Genomic DNA, 21,991 nt, shown 5'->3' with positions numbered 1-21,991 from the left:
TTGTTGAAGTGAAATAAAATCTTTATATGTTGTTCTTTTGTTACTTCGATTTGGATTTAAGCACAAAAAAAAACCATTTACAACCCAAAATGAGTGCTTTAATATATCAAACTATAAAAATAACCCACAACGAGAACTCAATATGATTGATTCAACTGCGGTAACTATCGACAAAGCAACGGCGTTATCACTAAAAGAACTCGCTAAACAGACATTAAAAGATAACGACCTAGGTGGTTATACTGTACCTACACACGGTTTGTATCCGTTTCAATGGAACTGGGATTCAGCAATTACCGCATTAGGTTGGATGAAATTTGATGAACCTCGCGCATGGCAAGAAATAGAAATTTTATTCTCAGGCCAGTGGGACAACGGCATGGTGCCGCACATTTTGTTTCACAAAAACTCAGAGACTTACTTTCCTGGCCCAAACATATGGGGAGCTAATCGTGCCATAAAAAGCACTTCAATATCGCAACCACCAGTGTTAGCCACCGCGATAAAAGAAATGCTCGAAACCGCCAAAGACTCTGCGTTAGCAACTGAAAAAGTCACTCAACTTTTCAACAAGTTAGTTGAATATCATTTGTGGTGGTACAACGACCGTGACCCACAAAACACCGGCCTTGTGGTGACATATCACCCATGGGAATCTGGTATGGATAACAGCCCTGCATGGGATGACGCCTTACATGCTGTCCCTTGTGTTGACTGGGAATACACCCGCCGCGACACCAGCCACGTAGATCCATCACAGCGCCCACATAAAAGTGAGTACGACCGCTTCTTATATCTAGTCGACTTTTTTAAGCGTCACAACTTCGACAGCCAATATATTTTTGATAACTGCCCATACAAAATGAATGATTTAGGCATTATTGCCATTCTTCATCGCGCAACAAAAGATTTACTCATTTTGGGTGATAAATTAGGTCTAAACGATGAACGAACAGAATATTTAGCTAAGCGCGCCAAAATGACAGAACAAGCAATTGGCAGTTTGTGGTGTGAATCAAGCAACTATTTTTATTGCCGTAATGTGTTAACCAACAGCCTAGCCAAAGTCAAAACCTCAGCAGGTTTACTTTGCGTATATGCAGGGCTTGCCACTAAAGCGCAAACAGAATCATTAAATAACACCGCACAACAGTGGATAGAGGCTAGTCAATTTAGCATCGCTTCAACGCATCCGTCTGAAACCTGTTACGAGCCACAACGATACTGGCGCGGCCCAATTTGGCTGCACATTAACTGGATGATAGCCCTAGGATTTGCCGAGTCAGGCTTCACCAATACCGCTAACCATATACAGCAAGACACTCGAAACTTAGTACTAACCTCTGGTTATTACGAATATTTCAACCCAGAAACTGGGGCGGGATGTGGCGGTAAAAATTTCTCATGGACCGCAGCAATCGCGCTTCACTGGTTACTTGATTAATAAATGGTTCAGGCGAAACAACAAAAATATCGGCCAAGGTGTTGGCCGCTTTTGTAATAGGTAACACATAATGAATACAACAATATGCTTTGGTGAAGTACTCATCGACATGCTGTCAAATAAGCTTAGTGGTGAGCAAAACCAACAAGAGACCTTTACTAAATTTGCTGGCGGAGCACCTGCAAATGTCAGTGTTGCTATCGCTAAGCTAGGCGGTGAAGCGTATTTTGCCGGAATGCTCGCTAAAGATATGTTTGGCGACTTTCTCTACCAAGCACTCAAAAATGAAGGGGTAAAAACTGATTACATGCGATTTAGCCCAACCGCTAAAACTGCCCTGGCTTTTGTATCTTTAGACAGCGATGGCGACCGCACCTTCGAATTTTATCGCGACAGCTCAGCAGATTTGCTTTTTTCGCCACAAGACTTTGACAAAAATGGGTTTAACAACAATGTTATTTTTCACTTTTGTTCAAATACATTAACTGAACAACACATCAGAGACACCACGCTACACGGTGTTCTCCTGGCAAAACAACAGCACAGTATTGTGAGTTTTGACATTAACTTGCGCCTCAATTTGTGGGCAGGTCACAGCACACCGCGCGATCATATTTTGCCGTTATTACCGCACTGCGATGTGATAAAAGCCTCCAAAGAAGAACTCATTTACCTCGCCAATGACAACACACCCGAGCATTTTATTCAGCAAACACTGAGTCAGGGTTGCCAACTATTTATTGTCACCGACAGCAGCAATCCTGTTGTTTGGTATACGAAAAGTGGCAATCAAACTTACAACCCCAAAAAAATCATCATGGTCGATGCAACCGCAGCAGGTGATGCATTTGTTGGCGGCCTGTTATACCAATTAAGCTTACAGCAACTTAATCCAGACTCATTTACTGCCTTGTGTGCCGATAACAGCACCTTGTCAAAAATGATTGAATTTGCCTCTTTATGCGGCGCCCATGCTGCGTCTTATAAAGGTGCATTTACCTCATTACCGTCAACGCAGTCGCTCAACGACTTTAGGAAAACACTATGAACTCAACCCAACCTAACTTCAGCAGCCCAGCATTTATTAAGCAACATATTGCCGACACATTAGCATTTTACGAGCCCAATGTTGACGACCCGCACGGCGGCTTTTATCAGAACTTTTCTGACAATGGCGAGGTATTTGATCCAAAAACGCGCCATCTCGTGAGCTCAACTCGCTTTGTGTTTAACTACGCCAGAGCCTACTTAACCTTTAATGATGATAAACACTTAGCCCGAGTAAAGTCTGGCGTGGCCTTTATTCGCCAGGCTCATTTTAATCCACAGACACAAGGCTATAACTGGCTACTTAATGTAAACGAAGGCCAGGTTAAGGTACTTGACGATACCAACCATTGTTACGGCTTTGCGTTTGTGATTTTGGCTTATAGCTGGGCCTTAAGAGTAGGAATAACCGAAGCCCGCGACTTTCTTGCTGACACCTTTGACACAATGGAACGTTATTTTTGGGATAACGAGGCCGGTTTATATAAAGATCAATACAACGGCGATTTCAGTGTATGTGACCCTTACCGAGGCCAAAATGCCAATATGCATACTTGCGAAGCATTAATCGCTGCCTATGAAGCCACAAATGACCCACGATACCTTGATAGAGCCATGCTCCTGGCCGACAATATGGTAAATCGCCAGGCTGCCCTAATGGGGGGATTGATTTGGGAGCATTATGACCCGCAATGGCAACCGGATCTTGAATACAACAAACACGACCCTAAAAACTTATTCCGCCCGTGGGGATTCCAACCTGGCCATCAAACAGAATGGGCCAAGTTATTGATGTTTTTGGCCAAATATCAATCTCAACCCTGGTTAGTTGAACGTGCTCAAGCGCTATTTGATGCAGCATTACAAGCGGCATGGGACGATAAGCACGGCGGGATTTGTTATGGTTTTGCACCCGACATGAGCGTATGCGATGGCGAAAAATACTTTTGGGTGCAAGCCGAAACCCTTAGCTGCGCCGCTTATTTACACCACGCAACAGGCAAAGAAAAGTATCAACAATGGTACGACAAAATTTGGCAATACTCGTGGCAACATATGGTCGACCATCAGTACGGTGCATGGTTTAGAATTTTAACCCAGGACAATCAAAAAATAGACGACCAAAAAAGCCCTATTGGTAAAACCGACTACCACACCATGGGTGCATGCTTTGATGTACTAGCATTAATTGAAACTAAATAACTTAGTTAACCTGAGCTCGGGACAAGGGGCAAACTTATGTTGATTAAAATCAACATGCCCCCCCCCCTTTCAAGCTTGTCATTTATTCTACTAACAAGGCGAATTGACGCGTCAATAACTAGCCTATTGTAAGTCGATTCAACGCAGTTAGCTGGCTGGGCAAAGGACTGTTTGACAGGCGTTTATTATCGAGCTCAGGTTAATTTAATAAGACTTCCCCCCGAAAACATAGCCGCCATAGTGACACACAAACTGTGGCGGCTATTTTTATGGGTTATTCAGTGGTACTGGTTTGATAATGCTTGCCATTAATCCGCTCAATAATCTGTGTAGCGCTTAAGTCATGCACCACATTTATCACGGTAGAGGCGGCATCGGTAATCGCCCCTATCACCACTAGAATCGGGATCACCTCCATTGGTAAGCCTAAGGTGGTGACAATAAAAATTTCACCTAAAAACGCCCCACCCGGTACGCCGCCAATCACAAAAGCCGACAACACCGAAATCAAAATGGTCAGCATAAATACATCAGTAGTGAAATCGAGTCCCAATAAAGAATAGATAAACACAATCTTTAACGCGGTAATTGCAGCGGCGCCGCCTTTGTTTAAATTAACCAGTAACGGCAGACTGATTTCAGCAATTTGCTCATTTAATCCCATCTTAGTCGCGCTACGAATAGTCACAGGTAAGGTAGCTAAAGATGAACTGGTACCCAAAGCGGTCACGGCAGGCTCAAGCATGTGTTGCCAAAACTGTTTAACCCCTTTTACTCCGCCACCAATCCACGCATATAGCGTTGAGCCTACGGTTAAATACAGCGCCATGGCAACAAAGAACAACCCCACAGCCCGAGCAAATGTGCCCATCAGCTCAGTGTCTTGGCTGGCCATGGTTGCAGCAAAGTAAGCCCCTAAGCCAATAGGTGCTACGTACATTAATATTGAAATGACTTTCATAATAACCGTGTTAACACTATCCAAAATACGGCTGACTACGAGACCATCTTCACCAGATTGGCCAATGGCTACGCCGCCAATCACCGACATGATGATTAACGCCAAAATATTCGACTTAGACAATAACCCGACAAAATCATTGGTGGTTAATAAGCTCACAAAATCCATACTGCCTGATGCAGCATCGACCGTATTAGCCAAATCCAAGGTCACGCCTTGAGCTGGGTCGTAAGCGAGCGCTAATAGCACGACGCCAACGGATGGCACAATCGCCATGACAATCGACACCGCCATAATCGACACCAATATGGCACCTAACTTTTTTAAGTCGGTCATATGAGCAATCGACGACATCACGCTCACCGCAACTAATGGCACGATGATCATAAACAGCAAATTTAAAAATATTTGCCCAATGGGTTTGAGTTTAATCGCCCACTCAGGAAACAAACCACCAAATAGGCCGCCTATGAGTAACGCACTTAATAAAATAATGGACGAGCGATAAGCGCGTAGGCTTCTCAACATATCAATTCCTAAAACATGAAAAATACAAGGTTAATAGCAGATAAGCTAAATGACGTTAAAATATGACACAAATCTAAAGTGATACCAATCGCAAAAAATTAAGGTTGAGCCTGAATCTCGATAATCAGGTTTTCAGGTCCGCGTACAAAAATTTGTTTCATTAACGTGCCAGGGACTTCGCCCATTCAATAAGCTAAATCGAGCTTAGCAATGCGCTGCATTGTTTCCTGATAATTGTCGCTAGAAAAGCTGACATGATGAACAATATTTTGCTCTTGCTCAGTAGTGGCAGGTGCTTGATGGTTAGCAAAAATATGGATGACATCTTTATCGCCAGCAAATAAAAAGTAGCCGTTAAAGCCTAAACGAGGCCGGCGCCCATGCGTTAATCCGAGTAATGCCATTAAAAAATCACGCATCACTTCTGGCTGCCGTGCACTTAATGAAAGATGATCAAAGCTAATTTGCATACCTGTTTACACCGTTAAATGAATTGAAGCATGATTTTAAAACGCTTCACCTTCGCAATAAACGGCCTAAATAGATAAACATTATCTAATATAAATTGATAATAAGTAGAAATGCCTGAAAATAGGTCAAAATAAGCGGCTTAAAGTTGCGGCTTAAAGTAAGCGGCTTAAATAGATAAAAAACGGGGCAAACCGCAAATAAGCTATAGCGTCGAGTTAACCTCAATTAAACGGATAAACGCTTTCATCGCCACTGACACGCTATATTTACGGGTCATAAATACCGTATCGCCAGACTCAACATCTAATAATGTTTGAGCATGAAGGTTATGTAATTGCTTAGCCGATTTAGCTATTCCGCCACTCACAATCGCATACCCTAGCCCCTGTTTTACCGCACTGACGAGATGAAATAACGAGTCGGTTTCTAATACAATATTAAAGCCGCCTCCAGCTTTTTCTATCGCATTATCAATGTATTGCCTAAATTGCATGTTTTGACTTAATAATATCAAGGGCACAGATTTAAGCTGAGTTAATGGCAACACTTGTTGTGACATGGCATGTTGTGGCGCGGTTAGATCAAGAAGCATAGGCTTAAGCGACAAAACCGCCAAAGGATGACCGGGTTGAGGGTAAAACTGAAGTTGCCTGCGGCTTGATTCGCTAATGCTCTCATCAAAACCTAAGCCAATATCCATTTGATGCAAAGTGAGTTGTTCTAGCAGCTTTTCGTTAGTGGTGACGTGTAATTTAATCGATATATGCGGATGTAACTGAGTAAAGTGTTTAATGATTGGCATAATATCAACACTGGATTGCGGCACAATGCCAATATTAAGCGACCCCTTTAATGGCCCAGTAAAAGCACTGATCTCTTGCTTTAATGCAGCCTCATCTAACAGCATTTTTTCTGCATACAGCTGTACAACACTGCCCGCTTCAGTTAACGCCACAAATTGGCTACCACGGACCACCAGCTCTGTGCCAAAGCGTTTTTCGAGCGCATTAATACTGGCTGATAACGTTGGCTGGGTAATATGACAAGCCTTAGCCGCTTTAGCAAAATGCTTATGTTTAGCCAACTCATGAAAATAATGTAACTGCCGCAGATTCATGTAAGCACGTAACCTCTAATATAAAATCAAGCTATCAATTTAACCTTATTAATAGATAAAAACTATCAATCTATAAAATAGTTTGATTGGAATTGTATTTTAGCTCTCCATAAAATGTGACCCACTTCAAATTTTAAGGCTAAAAGTATGAATGCGTCATATAAATGGTCACCGTCTATTGAACACTTGGTAGAAGAAGCCGCCGCGGCAATTAATCTCAATGGCATCAATTATGCTGTAATGATGATCACCCCAGACAACATTGAAGACTTTGCCATTGGCTTTTTGTTTTCCGAGGCCATTATTCAACATGACCATGATGTTCACGACATTCAAGTCAGTAAATCAGAACATGGATTTAATATCGATGTCACTATCGCAAATCGCTGTTTATACGCATTAAACAGCAAGAAGCGTCGATTAGTGGGAGCGACGGGTTGCGGTATTTGTGGGGTTGAAGCTATCTCCCATGCACTGCCAGAATTAACCATATTACCTGCCACTCGCCCAATTGAATTATTAGATGTCGACGCCCTCAAACTGCAAATTGAAGAGCATCAACTTAAAGCTCAACAAAGCGGTGCCATTCATGCGGCTTTAGCCTTAAATGCCCAGGGCAACATCATTGCTTGCCGTGAAGACATCGGCCGTCACAATGCCTTAGATAAATTAATCGGTATGTTAGTTAGGCAGCCAAGCTCATTGTCTGAGTGCAACGCATTATTAATGACCAGCCGTTGCAGCAGTGAGTTGATTCATAAAGCGGTGCAACTGGGTGTAAATAACTTAATTAGTTTAGCGTCACCCAGCCAGTTGGCGGTAAAACTGGCGTTAAAGTACAACCTCAATATTATTCATATCCCCAAGTATTCAGCACCCATTTATTACTCTAATTTCCAAGCCAAGGTCAATTTAAGCAGTCTGCCTGTTAGTCCATTCGGAGCCATTAATGTCTAACCATATCGAAAAACCCAGCAAAGCCGGTGGTTTTCCCTCAATACAAGCCACATTAAGCCATGTATTACGTAGCCAACGCACCAAGCAAAATCTCAAAAATTTATTACGCGTTAATCAAACCGATGGGTTTGACTGCCCAGGTTGTGCATGGGGTGACAACAAGCACGGCGCATTTCAATTTTGTGAAAATGGCGCCAAGGCCGTTGCATGGGAATCTACGGGCAAAGGGGTTGGCAGTGAGTTTTTTGCTCAGCATTCGGTACGCCAATTAGCAAAGCAAACCGATTACTGGCTAGAGTATCAAGGCCGCTTAACCGAGCCGATGCGTTACAACGCCGCAACCGATCATTATGAGCCAGTGAGCTGGAGCGACGCTTTTAGCATTATTGCCGACAAGCTCAACAGCTTGTCTAGCCCTAATCAAGTAGAGTTTTATACCTCTGGTCGCGCCAGTAATGAAGCATCATACCTTTATCAATTATTTGGCCGTTTATACGGCACTAATAATTTTCCAGACTGTTCCAATATGTGTCACGAAGCCAGTGGCGTCGCACTAACAAAAGCCATCGGTATTGGTAAAGGCACTGTGGTATTAAATGACTTTGATGCCGCTGAAGCCATTTTTGTGTTTGGCCAAAATCCAGGAACGAACCACCCACGGATGATGAATGCGTTACGTAAAGCCGCTAAACATGGCTGTAAAATTGTCACCTTTAATAATCTTAAAGAAGTCGCCTTAGAAAAGTTTGCCAGCCCACAAAGCCCAATCGAACTATTAACCCCTGCAGCCACCACCATTAGCCATCAATATTTAACCCCTAAACTTGGCGGTGATATGGCCGCGGTGCGCGGTATGGCAAAGTACATTATTGAACAGCGCCAGGACAAAATTGATCATGGGTTTATTGAGCAACACAGCGCCTTTTTTAATGAGTATCAACAGAGTGTTAAGCGCACCAGTTGGCAGCAGATTGAACAACAATCAGGGCTCACTAGAGCCGATATTATTAAAGCGGCAATCTTATTTAGCGGCAGCAAATCCGTGATCAGTTGTTGGGCAATGGGATTAACCCAGCACAAGCACTCTGTCGACATCATTCGCGAAGTGATTAATCTGCATTTGTTGTGCGGCCAAATAGGGAAACCGGGTGCCGGCTTGTGTCCAGTTCGAGGCCACAGTAATGTGCAAGGAAATCGCACCATGGGGATTAACGAAAAACCATCGAATGAGTTTATTGCTCACTTTGATAACTTTTTTGATACTCGCCTACCACGACAGGCTGGTCACAACGTAGTAGAAGCGCTTAAAGCGCTACAAACAAAAGACAGTAAAGTGCTTATCTGTCTTGGGGGCAACCTTGCTGCAGCTGCACCCGATACCGACTTTACCTATCAAGCCATCCACAATGCAGAGCTTAACGTGCAAATCAGCACCAAGCTTAATCGCAGCCATTTACAAGTGACACAAGATGCACTTATTTTGCCTTGCCTAGGCAGAACAGAATTAGATGTTCAACGCAGCGGGATTCAAAAAATTACCGTTGAAGACACCTTTAGCATGGTACACGCCTCAACGGGCATGACCGAGCCAGTGTCAGAGCTGTGCTTATCTGAAATAGACATCGTCGCCCAAATGGCCAACGCCACATTCCATCATCGAGATTATCACCACTTTGCAGGTGATCAACAGACTAAGACTCAAAGCGCGGCCACAAAAATTAATTGGTTAGCATTACGAGATGACTACGGGCTGATCCGCCAATTAATTCAAAACACCATAAATGGCTTTGAATACTACAATCAACGTATTGAACAACCTGCCGGGTTTTACCTTGGCAACAGCGCCGCCAGGTTTGTATGGAACACTCAAACCAAACGCGCAGAGTTTAACCCGAGCAACTTGCCAGATTCAGTGATTGCCGACTGTTCAAGCGATGCCCAATTACAGAGCTCACAACAGCCGATATTATTGCTGCAAAGCTTACGTTCACATGACCAGTACAACACCACAATTTACGGCATGGATGACAGATATCGAGGCATTAAAGGCAAACGAAATGTATTGTTTATTAACCCACAAGATGCACAAAACCTCAATCTGGTTGAAGCGCAGTTAGTCGATTTACAATCTATTGCCAATGACAATGTCGTGCGTAAAGTGTCTGGGTTTAGCGTGGTACTTTACGATATTCCGCAAGGTAATATTGCCGCCTACTACCCCGAGACAAACCCATTGGTATCAATCAACAGTGTCGGGATAGACTCTTACACCCCTACCTCGAAATCTATCCCGGTAGTCATCACACCCTCCACCAAACCGGTGATTAATGTGGCGCAAGTGTAAGTTATAGCCAGGTAATTGGTTATCGATACAACCTTGTGCAGCTTGCATTGGGTTGTATCGAAAATGGCTGAATGTATAAACGCTAAATGTATAAACAGGAACGCTAGGCCATTAACGCTGAGCCATTAAATCAGTCAGAACTTGCTTATAAGCCTCTACTGGATGCGCTCCGGTTAAAGCACTCGATTGATTAAAAATAACCGTCGGTACGCCCGAAATACCAAGTTGTTGCCAATGTGCTTCCTTAGCGCGAACTTGCTCAGCCACAGCGCTATTGTCTAATAGGCTCAACGCCTCTTTAGCATCAATCCCCACAGAACTAAGCTCTTGAGCAAGAATACTGCGTTCTGAAATATCTTTATGCTCAGTAAAAAAGGCACTAAATAAACGCATTTTTAGCTCAGTTTGCTTGCCTACTTGTTTAGCATATTCCAACAACACATGCACATCTAAGGTATTAACCATTTTCATCTGTTCAAAATAGTCAAAAACAAAGCCATGCTCAGCACCTTGTTGGGTAATATTGGCTCGCGCACGAATGCTACCTTCTGGGGTCGTACCGTATTTTCTGGCCGAATGCTCACGCAGGTTTTCACCTTCTGGCGGCATCGTTGGATTTAACTCAAAAGGTTGCCATTCAATATCGACTTGATCTTGTAGTCCAAGTTCGTTGATTGCCGTCTCTAAATGCTTAAAACCCACAATGCACCATGGACATACTACGTCTGAAATAATATCGAGCTTAATTTTTGTGGTCATTTTACTGTCCTCGTCACTAGAGTTTTTACGATGCTCGAATAAAAAATACCAATGCCATTTTGCGATAACGCTGACATTGGTATTCATTTTATCTATTCACAATATTCACAATAAATGCTGAATTTGTCGCTAACCGTTACTTCCAAGCAAACTTTTTGAATACTTCATCAGTTGGAGTATGGGCAACATGGTTTGTGTAGTTACTGATCACTTTTTGTGACAAACCTAAAATGATTTCTAACACTTGTTGCTGGCCGTAACCTGCTGCATAAAAGGCTTCAAGTTCAGCCTGCGAAATATTACCGCGGCTACGCACAATGCTTAATGTAGCATCATGTAGCGCTTGTAATTTAGCGGTAGGCATAGCAGTTTTGTTACGCAGTGCTTCCGTGATCGCTGGGTCAACGTTCATTGAATTGGCAATCGCGGTATGTGCAGGAACACAATAAGTACATTCATGCTCAACGTTAATGGTTTGCCACACAACAGTTAGCTCTTCTGCGTCAAATGACGAGTCTAAAAAGAACTGATGTAACTGCTGGTATGCTTTTAAAGTGCTTGGTGATTCAGCTAATACGGCAAACAAATTAGGTACCATGCCCATTTGTTTTTTAGCACCCTCAAGGATTGCTTTACTTTCTTGTGGGGCGCTTTCTGCAGTATGGATAGTAAATGAAGTCATAATATTCTCTCGTGTCGATTAATAAATTGTAGTGCTGCGTTTCGAATTGAGTTCACTATAAAACAATTTGAACGTTCGCCCAAGTTTATTTTTGATCGATCACTCAAAAACACATCTGAAATAGGAATTGAATGAATAATTTAATATAAAAATTAGTATATTAGAGAAAAATTGCGTTAAAAAATATATTTTCACTTATGTCCATAAACCTCAATATGTCACTTAAGTTCTGTTGTTGTTTAAGCTATTTTGCTGTTATCCAGCGATCTTTACATTTCTTTAATTGAACATTTAATTGAGATTAATTATCATTACCGCCACTTTTTATTTACCACAATTACAGTATAAAAACGCAATAAAATCAGCTTTTTGTAATGTAATTTGAGCACACAACATGAATATGGTTTCCGCATTAAAATGGTTTCATAACTGGGTAGGCTTTGTTATTAGCATCACCATGTTAATAGTACTGACTACAGGGGTTTATTTAGGCAGCGTAGATTTATTAAAACGCACAGACAGTTTAGGACAAACCTTTACCCCGCTGACCCTAGAGCAAAAAGCCGAGACGGTAGCAACGGTATTTGAACGCTACCCTGAAATGAGCACAGTACGTTTTCCAACAGAACATACGCCTTATATCCAAGCCAGTACACGCGGTAAAGTTATCGCATTAGATAACGACCTCAATGAGCTTGCTAGCAGCGCTTCATTTGACCTGCCTTTTTATGAAACCGCCTTTTGGTTGCATCGTAATTTTTTAATCGACAACGGCGGTAAATACATCAATGCATGGGCCTCTTTGTCTGGCGGTATGGTCACCTTGATTGGGATTTATTTATGGTGGCGAGTACGTAATGGCTTTCGCTTAAAGCAAACGTTGCCCAAAAATACCCGTTCAAGCAGCTTGCTCAAAAGCCACATTCAATTAGGGCTGTTTATCTCAATACCATTGTTTATTTTATGTGTGAGCGGATTTTTAATTACCTACAATAGCTTATGGACTGGGGCGTTAAATCAAAAGCCGGTTGATCAGTCATTTCCGGTAAGCCAGGGCAATAATTGGTTAAGCCAACTCAACAGTGCCCAACAAGTTTGGCCAAACGCAGAGCTAATATCAGTAAGTAAACCACGCTCAAAACCGGGTAAAAAGCCGAGCCCCAAAATGCAGGCCAATGCGAACAAACCAGTGGCACAGATATTCTCAATTCAATTTGACGAACATCCAGGCGTTTGGTTAAGAGAAGCCGATCGCATTAGCATCAACCACACTACGGGCGTTATTGAGTCGGCACTAAAACACAGTGATAGATCTTTACCTGGCAGGATTGCCAGCTTTGTGCGCCCACTGCACGATGGGCTGAATATGCCGGCAAGCTATGTAACGTTGATTACATTCGTCTCATTGATTGGCACAGGTATTTTATCGTTCAGTCTGGTGACTTTTTGTCGTCGGACATTTGGCAATAAAGCGAAAAAAGCCGCATAGCGAAAACGTTAACCGCCAATACTGTGCGATATGTTTCGCGCAATATTGGCGGTTTTACGGCGCATGAACATGCCTAGAACCCGTATAAAGTCACAACCACTGCACCGCCTAGGCCAACATTATGTTGCAGTGCCAGCCTCGCGTTATCAACTTGTCGTTTACCTGCTTGTCCGCGCAAATGCCAGGTTAATTCGGTACATTGCGCAAGTCCTGTTGCCCCGATGGGATGCCCTTTTGACATCAAACCACCCGATGGCCCAATCACATATCGTCCGCCATAAGTATTGTCTCCATCGGCAATAAATTGCGCTGCACCACCTTCAGGACACAGCCCTAAGGCCTCATAAGTAATCACCTCATTTGGGGTAAAGCAATCATGCAATTCAATCACATCAATATCGCGAGGGCCAATACCGGCATCGCAATACACTTGCTCAACCGCTTGTTGAGTCATGGCTCTACCAACTGCATCAATAGGGTCTTGCCACGAAAGTTCGGTGTCGGTGGCCATCGCTTGGGCAATAATGTTTACTTTAGATGTGATGCCGTGTTGGCGGGCAAATGACTCGCTGCACACTATGGTGGCTGCAGCGCCGCATGTTGGCGGACACGCCATTAAACGCGTGAGGTAATTGTCGTATATCACTTTATCGTCGAGCACTTGCTGGTAAGTTAATGGCGTTGAAAACATTGAGTATGGATTATTAATGGCATGCCTACGTGACTTCACGGCCACCTTAGCAAAAAGGTCGGCGCCCACTTGATATTTATCCATATAATGGCGGCCTGCTGCACCAAACGCACGTAACGCAATTGGCCCTTGTGGCGCATTGAATTGCTGTAAAACAGGATCGAGTCGCTCAAATGGGCTTTCTCTGTCTTGCCAGTGTGAACCTAACGCACCAGGCTGCATTTCTTCAAAACCAAACGCTAATGCACACTCAACCTGACCTGATAACACCGCCTGGCGAGCCAAAAACAACGCGGTTGAACCACTCGAGCAATTATTATTCACATTAATAATTGGAATACCGCTTTGAATCACATCGTAAAATGCATGCTGGGCGCAGGTACTATCACCATAGATGTAAGCGCCATACGCCTGGCCAATTGTCTTAGCATGTAAACCCGCATCGGCTAATGCTAACTTAATGGCCTCGGCTGCCATCACCCGATATGACGGTTGCTGACCCGGTTTACAAAATGGGATCATGCCCACCCCAGCGACTCTCACTTTATTCATATCACTCCCGTTAAGACAGCTAGTCTGTCATGCTGAGTTCAGAATACTCGATTCGCCCTAAAAAGTTAATGCAATGTTAAAGCACATCCAGTTGCGGTGCACCAAATTAGCGCTACAGCGCACCAAAATATAACACCCAATATAACACTATCAACTTACCCCGCTATTTTTGCCGCTTAAAATGCTCATTAAATGCACCGTTATTGAGCGTTGTTACGATCATTTCAGCAACATATTCAGACATTTGCACCACCAAAGGTCAATAAGAGCTCAGTATCTTTGCGATTTAGGAACAAGTTTTGCTTTATAAAAGCATGAATTTCAACAGAGAAATGTTTTGTGGAAAATGAAATGAACAATATTAGTGATGCAATTGGGGTTATTGCACAAAGTGCTGACACAGTATTTATCTTACTTGGTGCAATCATGGTACTAGCCATGCACGCTGGATTTGCATTTTTAGAAGTCGGTACTGTCAGACACAAAAACCAGGTTAACGCCCTAGTTAAAATTCTAACGGACTTTGCTTTTTCAGCCATTGCCTACTTTGTCATTGGTTATCAAATCGCATACGGCAGCCACTTTTTTGTGAGTGCTGAAACATTAGGGGCTGATAACGGCTATCAGTTAGTTAAATTCTTCTTCTTACTCACTTTTGCTGCCGCAATCCCAGCCATTGTTTCAGGCGGCATTGCCGAGCGCGGCAGCTTTAGGCCGTTCTTATTTGCCTCGGCCATGATTGTTGCTTTTGTATACCCGTTATTTGAAGGCATTATCTGGAATGGTAATTATGGCTTTCAAAGCTGGTTAGAAAGTCAATTTGGCGCGCAATTTCATGATTTTGCCGGTTCAGTGGTCGTACACGCTATGGGCGGCTGGCTTGCACTAGTGGCCATTTATTTACTTGGCGCTCGCCGTGGTCGTAAACCCGGTATTGCATTCGCCCCGTCTAACATTCCCTTTTTAGCATTAGGTTCATGGGTACTCATTGTGGGTTGGTTTGGCTTTAACGTGATGTCAGCACAAACACTCGATGGCATTAGCGGTTTAGTGGCAGTCAATAGCTTAATGGCCATGGTCGGCGGCACGGTTATCGCACTGATTGTCGGTAAAAATGACCCTGGGTTTATCCATAACGGACCATTAGCAGGCTTAGTTGCCGTGTGTGCAGGCTCAGATTTAATGCACCCTGTTGGCGCATTTGTTGTCGGCGGTGTCGCGGGCGGTTTATTTGTGTGGGTGTACACTAAATTACAACGCAGCAGCAAAATAGATGACGTACTGGGTGTATGGCCACTTCACGGTTTATGTGGTGTGTGGGGCGGCATTGCGGCAGGCATTTTTGGTCAACAAGCATTAGGCGGCCTTGGCGGGGTAAGCATTATGTCACAAGTTATTGGCAGTGTGGCCGGTGTGATTGTTGCTTTAGTTGGCGGTCTTATTGTTTACGGTATCGTCAATAAAGTCGCCAGCTTACGCTTAAGCCAGGAAGACGAATTTATTGGCGCCGACTTAGCCATTCATAAAATTGGTTCAACCAACTCAGACAAGTAGTTAACACATCATAAAAAAGGCAGAATATCGATTCTGCCTTTTTTGTTTAAACGGTATTCGTCTTGATTTGACCTAGGGTCATCAGTGCTTAGACCTAACCCCATTTTTAACCATATCTTGACCTGTTTCAAAAATTTCAGGTGTCACCCAGCGGCCAAGTAAAAGCTTATGGTTATCACCAAATACCGCAACAAAATGACGACCATCAGCATTACTGGTTGCCATACCTACACCAGCAACGCCTTCTAAACCTAAACCACCCTTTTCAACTAACACTAAAAAGCGCTCTAAATCAGCCAAATTATCAATCACAGCATTTTCAATATTCATTTCACTTCCTAACAACTTAATACCCAACTAACTTGGGGGTACTTTAGCGCATTGCCCCTCAATAATCTTCTCTTTATCCGCGGAGGTTTCACTCTTAACATCACTTTTCTCTTTCGTGATTATTTAAGTTAAAAGTGTAACGTGAGATCAATTAGCTGCGCATCATCATCGTATGAATCAAAATTAATCGACAACATTACCACCCCTTTTGTCAGCATGATGTTATCAAAATTATCCTCTGCATTTGGGTATCGCGCTAACAATTCAGACTTAATAGTGGGCAAGTTGTAACTAGCAAGCACTGCATTAAATTCACTCATCGTTTGCTTGCCCAACATGGACTCAGTAATTTTGATTGAGTTAACGACACCTTGGCGGTCAAACCCCAATAATACATTACTATTCACCAGCACTTTGGGGCCGCTGTCTGTCAATTGGATTTGATTGATAAGCTGTTGTGGTTGTAAGGTATAAGCTTGCTTAGATGCTAATGTCAGTAATGTTGCGATATCAATATTATCAAAATTGCCGAAGTTAACCTGATGCTCATCGGTTGTTGTGAATGGCATAATTGCAAAACTGTTAAGCCGAGAAATAGCCGCATTATCTAGACTTTCATTATAGTCTTCAAAGGTTAATAACAAGCGGCTATTTTTACCTGCCACACTGTAAACATCACCTTGCTTTTTAAGCGCTAAATGCGTCTTAACACTATTGAGCTCATCACCGTAACGCACCTGGTTCTCAATCACCCAATTATCGCTATCATAGTTTTCGCTTAAGGCAATTTGGTTTTGACCATGACCATTTAATAGTCCTAAATCTTGAGTAATCATTGCGACACGAGTGTCTTTAATCACAAACCATAAACTGCGCCCATAACCATAAACGGTGGCACCATTGTCGAGTTGCAATTGAATACTGTGAGGGCCTAATGCAGGTAATAAATCATCAACCGAATCACCAATGTGTATGCCATAGGCACTACCTGTAGTAATAAGCGCATCAGGTGCTTGGTGTTTTTGCGCTTTTTTTAACAAATTTCCTTCATTTGGCATCGTCAATTTAACAGTGGTTTGGGTATACGAAACAGCTTTACCCTCACTGTTATAGGGTGTGGGGTCGCTGCTAAGCTGTGTATCGTCACACAAGTTAACGTATTGCACAGTGGTAATAACATGGATTTGTTGGGTGCTCGACTTAACTCGGCTACTGTCATGTTGCAAGTGAATACTTCGATCAATTCCGCCTACCGTTAACCTATCAACAATAACCGCATCAGCTCCTGCTGCTGCGGCTTTGCGCTGTATTTCCACCAAGGCTTGTTGAACATAAACATCACGATGGGATAAAACACCATCACTAGACGATTCCAGCAAGCTTGGGTCAATATCGTAGACTATTTTATCATTGGCAGTATCGATAGTTTTCGGTGTACAAAGTGGGTAAAAATCTAAAATTGGCGGTAGCTCATTGGCGTTAATAACAGGGCTTAACATTGCACAGCTGAGCAAAAAAAGTGAAGATTTCATTTATCGTCCTTGAGTGTCTAAGATTTTGTTTTTACATATTATTAACACCTAATCGTATTCACTACACTAATGTAAAATGCAATCACAGTAAACCCATAGCTTGCTAGGCGCTAAAACAGCGTAAACGATTAACGCTTATGGTCACACTATTGCGATAAGTAAACACTGCCCCAATGGATACTGACTCGATTAATAAAGTGCACCCAATACAGGAGTAATGACCCACACCTCACTTTTATTGACTTGCTGTAGATATCCACGCTATCTGCACAATTTTCACACTTTTGTTCTCTAACATACTGTTAACGAGATTATTTCAATTAACCGTATTACTCAGCATAAACAAATGTTAGGAGAATCTGATGTTTACCAGTAATCATTTATGTCCCACCAACAGGCAGTTTAATCGGCCTATTACGTTACTACTTGCACTTATGCTTACCAGTCTGCTGATGCTAAATGGCTGTGGTGGAAGCGACAGTGATACCGACACTACCGAAACAGTTTCCAGCACAAACACCACCGAAACCGATACCACGACAACTGAAGTCACCGACGCTGATTTTGAAGCGACAGATTGGACAGATGAAACCCACAGTAAAAATGTCGACCCTAACTTTGATGAAGTATTTAATGATACTGAAGTCAAACGACTCGATATCGTTGTCACCGAAGCGCGCTGGCAGAGCATGTTAGATAACATGACCGAGCTCTATGGTGAGTTTGGTAGAAGCGCATCCAATAGCTTAAGTGATACCGATGAAGACCCTATTTTTGTGCCCGCTGAAGTGTTTTATAACGGCACCCAATGGTATCGTGTAGGGATCCGTTTTAAAGGTAACTCATCACTGCAAACCAGCTGGCAGCAAGGCATATTAAAGCTTGCCTTAAAACTCGATTTTGATGAATACGAAGATGATTACCCGCAAATTAACAACCAACGATTTTATGGCTTCAAAAAATTTAGTCTAAAAAACAACTATGACGACGAATCATTATTACGTGAAAAAGTCGCTGCTGATGTGTTTAAAGACGCCGGATTGGCGGTATCACACACCGGCTTTTATACCTTATATGTTGACCATGGCGATGGTCCTGAATATTTTGGTTTATATACGCTTGTAGAAGAAATTGATGACACGGTCATTGATACACAATTCTCAAGTAATGATGGTAATTTGTATAAACCCGAAGATGATGGTGCCATGTTTGTTGAGGGGTCGTTTAACCAAACAGACTTTGAGAAAAAAACTAACGAAGATGATGAAGACTGGTCTGATATCCAGGCCCTATTTACCGCCTTACACGACGACACTCGCACCACAGATCCAGAAACATGGCGAGCTAATTTAGAAGCGGTATTTGATGTTGATGTGTTTTTAAAATACCTAGCCGTTAATGGCATTATTCAAAATTGGGATACTTACGGTGTAATGCCACACAACTATTATTTATATAACGATCCTGACACATCAAAGCTCACCTGGATCCCTTGGGATAATAACGAAGCATTGCAAGACGGTAAGCAAGGTGGTGCATTAGCATTAGACTTCTCTGATCTCAACTCAAGCAGCTGGCCACTTATATCCAAACTGTACGCAGATGATGTATATCGTGAGCGCTACAATGAATATTTACTTGAAGTGATTAGCGATGCATTTGAAACCAATAAGATGCAAGCAAGCTACAATACTTACTCAGCACTTATTGAACCCTATGCGACTTCTGAAGTATCGGGCTATAGCTTCCTAGAAAGCAGCAGTAATTTTTACCGCGCAATTGATGAGCTGTTACAGCACGCTGAAGATAGAGCTGCAGCTGTAGATACTTATTTAGACAAGCAATAATTACTGTAAGCAAGCTGACAACAGAACCACTGACAAAAACAAAAAGCGAACCCAGTTAGGTTCGCTTCTTTTATTATGTTGATTGTTTATCTGTCTAAACGTTACAAACCAGCTTTGATTTTACGAGCCTGGTGTAGTTTTTTATAACTTTCAATTAAACGTAAATGAGGCTCAATACCTTCAAGCTTCATGCTGGTTTTCGTTAGGCCATAAAAACGTACCGTGCCATTGACCGAGCCCACCACATTGTCTATTACTTCCTGACCAAACATACGGGTAAAGTTACCGATAAAGTGCTCAAGCTCTAAGTCTTCATCTAGGGTCACTTCAAGCACCGCATTGACTGCTTGATAAAACAAACGGCGCTGTACTGTGTTGTCGTTAAACTGTAAAAATTCTTCTACAAGTTCTAACGCATCTTCATGCTCACCGAGGGCAAGATAAATCAAAATCTTTAATTCGATAATGGTTAACTGGCCCCAAACGGTGTTTTCATCGAACACGATGCCAATCAAGGTTGGGATATCGGTTTGATTATCTAATTGGCTTTCTTCTAAACGGTTTACCAGCTTAGACAAGGCTTTAGTACTTAACGAGTGCAGGTTTAAAATGTCTTCGCGGTAGTTAAGTGATTTGTTGGTATTATCCCAAATCAAATCATCCACAGGGTACACTTCAGAATAGTCAGGCACTAAAATACGGCACGCCGATGCACCTAAATCAGTAAACTCAGCAATGTACACTTCACGGCCCATGTCTTCTAAAATGCTAAACAGCGCGTTAGCTTCTTGCTCGTTAGTACCGCTAAAGTCCCATTCGCAGAATTCATAATCAAATTTGCTGCTAAAGAAACGCCAGGAAATAACTCCAGTAGAATCAATAAAGTGCTCAACAAAGTTTTCAGGTTCGGTCACGGCCATGCTATTAAAGGTCGGCTTTGGCACATCATTTAAGCCTTCAAAGCTACGGCCTTGTAATAACTCGGTTAAGCTACGCTCTAAGGCAACTTCAAAGCTTGGGTGTGCGCCAAATGACGCAAATACACCACCCGTACGTGGGTTCATCAAGGTGACACACATTACCGGGAACTGCCCGCCTAATGACGCATCTTTCACCACAACAGGGAAGCCCTGCTCTTCTAAGCCTTTAATACCCGCTAAAATACTTGGGTACTTCTCTAATACTGCCATTGGCACGTCTGGCAGCACAATTTCTTGCTCAATGATTTGACGTTTTACTGCACGCTCAAAAATTTCTGACAAACACTGAACATGAGCTTCTTGCAGGTTATTACCCGCACTCATACCATTGCTTAAGAACAAGTTTTCAATCAAGTTAGACGGGAAGTACACAGTTTCACCGTCAGATTGACGCGTGTACGGAATAGCACAAATACCGCGAGCTTTATTGCCCGAGTTAGTATCAATTAAATGCGAGCCGCATAGCTCTTCATCAGGGTTATAAATATCCAGGCAATATTCATCTAATAAGCCTGTAGGCAGCGCGTCATCGTCTTCAAGCGCAAACCATTTTTCATTTGGATAATGGACAAATTCGCTATTGGCGATCTCGTCACCAAAAAACTGATCATTATAGAAAAAGTTATTGTTTAAACGCTCAATAAACTCACCTAAAGCCGAGCATAACGCGCTTTCTTTGGTCGCACCTTTACCGTTGGTAAAACACATAGGCGATGCGGCATCTCGAATGTGCAAAGACCATACGTTAGGCACAATATTGCGCCATGATGAAATCTCAATCTTCATCCCAAGATCAGCCAATAAACCAGTCATGTTTTGAATGGTTTGTTCCAGCGGTAAGTCTTTACCTAAAATAAAGGTATTGCTGTCACCATCAGGTTGACCCATCAACATCGCATTGGCGTCAGAATCTAGGTTTTCAACGGTTTCGATTTTAAATTCAGGGCCAGTTTGCACCACTTTTTTAACTGTACAACGGTCAATAGAGCGTAAAATACCTTCACGATCTTTAGCCGAAATGTCGTCTGGCAATTCAACTTGAATTTGGAAAATTTGGTTATAGCGATCTTCAGGGTCAACAATGTTGTTTTGCGACAGTCTGATGTGCTCAGTAGAAATATCACGAGCCTTACAGTACACCTTGATAAAGTAAGCCGCACACAATGCAGACGATGCTAAAAAATAATCAAAAGGACTTGGGGCTGAGCCATCACCTTTGTAGCGAATAGGTTGGTCGGCCGTAACGGTAAAGTCGTCAAATTTGGCTTCGAGTCTCAAATTGTCGAGAAAATTTACTTTGATTTCCATTGAATATTTCCACAGTCGTGCACAGCCAAACGGCCAGCTTGTCTAAATTAGGGGGAATTATCGGTGTTTTTGCCGCAATAGTCTTGGGTTAATTGCCTAAATAATAGTAATTCGCTTAATTGTAAATGATCTGTGAATGATTCTGTTTAGATAATGGCTACATATTGAAACATCTCAATTATCCACACTTCGTTT

At 42.6% G+C, this 21,991-nt stretch carries 17 protein-coding genes; 8 read left to right on the top strand and 9 right to left on the bottom strand.

Translation table 11 applies throughout. The features are described from left to right. Positions 1-142: 142 nt before the first annotated feature. From GQA99_RS16865 to GQA99_RS16855, 3 genes are all read left to right on the top strand, one after another. Positions 143-1,444, top strand: coding sequence for an MGH1-like glycoside hydrolase domain-containing protein (locus tag GQA99_RS16865; protein ID WP_160055862.1), 1,302 nt, complete (start codon positions 143-145; stop codon positions 1,442-1,444). Positions 1,445-1,514: 70 nt separating this feature from the next. Then, positions 1,515-2,492 (top strand): carbohydrate kinase family protein, encoded by a 978-nt coding sequence (locus tag GQA99_RS16860; RefSeq protein ID WP_160055860.1) that lies wholly within the window; start codon positions 1,515-1,517, stop codon positions 2,490-2,492. Next, positions 2,489-3,694, top strand: coding sequence for an AGE family epimerase/isomerase (locus tag GQA99_RS16855; RefSeq protein ID WP_160055858.1), 1,206 nt, complete (start codon positions 2,489-2,491; stop codon positions 3,692-3,694). The genes GQA99_RS16860 and GQA99_RS16855 overlap by 4 nt, the downstream gene beginning before the upstream one ends. A 274-nt stretch (positions 3,695-3,968) precedes the next feature. Here GQA99_RS16855 and GQA99_RS16850 read toward each other — a convergent pair whose 3' ends face one another. The 3 genes from GQA99_RS16850 to GQA99_RS16840 form a co-directional block, all read right to left on the bottom strand. Beyond that, complete coding sequence (locus GQA99_RS16850; protein ID WP_160055856.1) at positions 3,969-5,183, bottom strand: dicarboxylate/amino acid:cation symporter; 1,215 nt, start codon at positions 5,181-5,183, stop codon at positions 3,969-3,971. Positions 5,184-5,368: 185 nt separating this feature from the next. Continuing rightward, positions 5,369-5,653: a VOC family protein gene (locus GQA99_RS16845; protein ID WP_160055854.1), complete on the bottom strand. Its 285-nt coding sequence runs from the start codon at positions 5,651-5,653 to the stop codon at positions 5,369-5,371. 203 nt (positions 5,654-5,856) lie between these two features. Continuing rightward, complete coding sequence (locus GQA99_RS16840; protein ID WP_160055852.1) at positions 5,857-6,771, bottom strand: LysR family transcriptional regulator; 915 nt, start codon at positions 6,769-6,771, stop codon at positions 5,857-5,859. 147 nt (positions 6,772-6,918) lie between these two features. On the opposite strand from GQA99_RS16840, the gene fdhD reads away from it, so the two are divergent. Next, on the top strand, positions 6,919-7,728 hold the full coding sequence (gene fdhD / locus GQA99_RS16835) for a formate dehydrogenase accessory sulfurtransferase FdhD (protein WP_160055850.1): 810 nt from the start codon (positions 6,919-6,921) through the stop codon (positions 7,726-7,728). Continuing rightward, the gene (locus GQA99_RS16830) at positions 7,721-10,072 is read left to right on the top strand and encodes an FdhF/YdeP family oxidoreductase (RefSeq protein WP_160055848.1); all 2,352 of its coding nucleotides are present in this window, start codon (positions 7,721-7,723) and stop codon (positions 10,070-10,072) included. The genes fdhD and GQA99_RS16830 overlap by 8 nt, the downstream gene beginning before the upstream one ends. A gap of 111 nt (positions 10,073-10,183) precedes the next feature. On the opposite strand, the gene GQA99_RS16825 is transcribed toward GQA99_RS16830, so the two are convergent. Together GQA99_RS16825 and GQA99_RS16820 are read right to left on the bottom strand one after the other, a co-directional pair. Then, positions 10,184-10,831 carry a DsbA family oxidoreductase gene (locus GQA99_RS16825; protein ID WP_160055846.1) on the bottom strand — a complete coding sequence of 216 codons (648 nt, stop codon included), beginning with the start codon at positions 10,829-10,831 and terminating at the stop codon, positions 10,184-10,186. A gap of 136 nt (positions 10,832-10,967) precedes the next feature. Next, positions 10,968-11,513, bottom strand: coding sequence for a carboxymuconolactone decarboxylase family protein (locus GQA99_RS16820; RefSeq protein ID WP_160055844.1), 546 nt, complete (start codon positions 11,511-11,513; stop codon positions 10,968-10,970). A 394-nt stretch (positions 11,514-11,907) separates the two neighbouring features. Between GQA99_RS16820 and GQA99_RS16815 the strand changes: the two genes are divergently transcribed. Next, entirely contained in the window at positions 11,908-13,002 is a 1,095-nt protein-coding gene (locus tag GQA99_RS16815; RefSeq protein ID WP_160055842.1) for a PepSY-associated TM helix domain-containing protein, read from the top strand. A gap of 73 nt (positions 13,003-13,075) precedes the next feature. Here GQA99_RS16815 and GQA99_RS16810 read toward each other — a convergent pair whose 3' ends face one another. Beyond that, a complete protein-coding gene (locus GQA99_RS16810) occupies positions 13,076-14,245 on the bottom strand; it encodes a lipid-transfer protein (RefSeq protein WP_160055840.1) in 1,170 nt (389 codons plus the stop codon). 351 nt (positions 14,246-14,596) lie between these two features. Between GQA99_RS16810 and GQA99_RS16805 the strand changes: the two genes are divergently transcribed. After that, positions 14,597-15,799 carry an ammonium transporter gene (locus GQA99_RS16805; protein WP_160055838.1) on the top strand — a complete coding sequence of 401 codons (1,203 nt, stop codon included), beginning with the start codon at positions 14,597-14,599 and terminating at the stop codon, positions 15,797-15,799. Positions 15,800-15,880: 81 nt separating this feature from the next. On the opposite strand, the gene GQA99_RS16800 is transcribed toward GQA99_RS16805, so the two are convergent. Together GQA99_RS16800 and GQA99_RS16795 are read right to left on the bottom strand one after the other, a co-directional pair. Next, complete coding sequence (locus tag GQA99_RS16800) at positions 15,881-16,129, bottom strand: hypothetical protein (protein WP_160055836.1); 249 nt, start codon at positions 16,127-16,129, stop codon at positions 15,881-15,883. 128 nt (positions 16,130-16,257) lie between these two features. After that, complete coding sequence (locus tag GQA99_RS16795) at positions 16,258-17,661, bottom strand: hypothetical protein (RefSeq protein WP_160055834.1); 1,404 nt, start codon at positions 17,659-17,661, stop codon at positions 16,258-16,260. Positions 17,662-18,023: 362 nt separating this feature from the next. Here GQA99_RS16795 and GQA99_RS16790 point away from each other — a divergent pair, with 362 nt between their 5' ends. Then, positions 18,024-19,508 carry a CotH kinase family protein gene (locus GQA99_RS16790; protein ID WP_160055832.1) on the top strand — a complete coding sequence of 495 codons (1,485 nt, stop codon included), beginning with the start codon at positions 18,024-18,026 and terminating at the stop codon, positions 19,506-19,508. A 101-nt stretch (positions 19,509-19,609) separates the two neighbouring features. Here the strand turns inward: GQA99_RS16790 and GQA99_RS16785 are convergent, their stop codons facing one another. Then, the gene (locus GQA99_RS16785) at positions 19,610-21,796 is read right to left on the bottom strand and encodes an OsmC domain/YcaO domain-containing protein (RefSeq protein WP_160055830.1); all 2,187 of its coding nucleotides are present in this window, start codon (positions 21,794-21,796) and stop codon (positions 19,610-19,612) included. Positions 21,797-21,991: the final 195 nt, after the last annotated feature.

Source organism: Shewanella litoralis (assembly GCF_009828585.1).
Lineage (GTDB): Bacteria > Pseudomonadota > Gammaproteobacteria > Enterobacterales > Shewanellaceae > Shewanella > Shewanella litoralis.
This window is presented reverse-complemented; position numbering and strand designations above follow the sequence as displayed.

What these genes read in the sequence shown, in the direction of transcription:
- GQA99_RS16795 (WP_160055834.1), bottom strand. Translation starts at nt 17,661, where the DNA reads ATGAAATCTTCACTTTTTTTGCTCAGCTGTGCAATGTTAAGCCCTGTT.
- GQA99_RS16820 (WP_160055844.1), bottom strand. Translation starts at nt 11,513, where the DNA reads ATGACTTCATTTACTATCCATACTGCAGAAAGCGCCCCACAAGAAAGT.
- GQA99_RS16805 (WP_160055838.1), top strand. Translation starts at nt 14,597, where the DNA reads ATGAACAATATTAGTGATGCAATTGGGGTTATTGCACAAAGTGCTGAC.
- GQA99_RS16865 (WP_160055862.1), top strand. Translation starts at nt 143, where the DNA reads ATGATTGATTCAACTGCGGTAACTATCGACAAAGCAACGGCGTTATCA.
- GQA99_RS16850 (WP_160055856.1), bottom strand. Translation starts at nt 5,183, where the DNA reads ATGTTGAGAAGCCTACGCGCTTATCGCTCGTCCATTATTTTATTAAGT.
- GQA99_RS16830 (WP_160055848.1), top strand. Translation starts at nt 7,721, where the DNA reads ATGTCTAACCATATCGAAAAACCCAGCAAAGCCGGTGGTTTTCCCTCA.
- GQA99_RS16860 (WP_160055860.1), top strand. Translation starts at nt 1,515, where the DNA reads ATGAATACAACAATATGCTTTGGTGAAGTACTCATCGACATGCTGTCA.
- fdhD (WP_160055850.1), top strand. Translation starts at nt 6,919, where the DNA reads ATGAATGCGTCATATAAATGGTCACCGTCTATTGAACACTTGGTAGAA.
- GQA99_RS16800 (WP_160055836.1), bottom strand. Translation starts at nt 16,129, where the DNA reads ATGAATATTGAAAATGCTGTGATTGATAATTTGGCTGATTTAGAGCGC.
- GQA99_RS16855 (WP_160055858.1), top strand. Translation starts at nt 2,489, where the DNA reads ATGAACTCAACCCAACCTAACTTCAGCAGCCCAGCATTTATTAAGCAA.
- GQA99_RS16810 (WP_160055840.1), bottom strand. Translation starts at nt 14,245, where the DNA reads ATGAATAAAGTGAGAGTCGCTGGGGTGGGCATGATCCCATTTTGTAAA.
- GQA99_RS16790 (WP_160055832.1), top strand. Translation starts at nt 18,024, where the DNA reads ATGTTTACCAGTAATCATTTATGTCCCACCAACAGGCAGTTTAATCGG.
- GQA99_RS16785 (WP_160055830.1), bottom strand. Translation starts at nt 21,796, where the DNA reads ATGGAAATCAAAGTAAATTTTCTCGACAATTTGAGACTCGAAGCCAAA.
- GQA99_RS16845 (WP_160055854.1), bottom strand. Translation starts at nt 5,653, where the DNA reads ATGCAAATTAGCTTTGATCATCTTTCATTAAGTGCACGGCAGCCAGAA.
- GQA99_RS16815 (WP_160055842.1), top strand. Translation starts at nt 11,908, where the DNA reads ATGAATATGGTTTCCGCATTAAAATGGTTTCATAACTGGGTAGGCTTT.
- GQA99_RS16840 (WP_160055852.1), bottom strand. Translation starts at nt 6,771, where the DNA reads ATGAATCTGCGGCAGTTACATTATTTTCATGAGTTGGCTAAACATAAG.
- GQA99_RS16825 (WP_160055846.1), bottom strand. Translation starts at nt 10,831, where the DNA reads ATGACCACAAAAATTAAGCTCGATATTATTTCAGACGTAGTATGTCCA.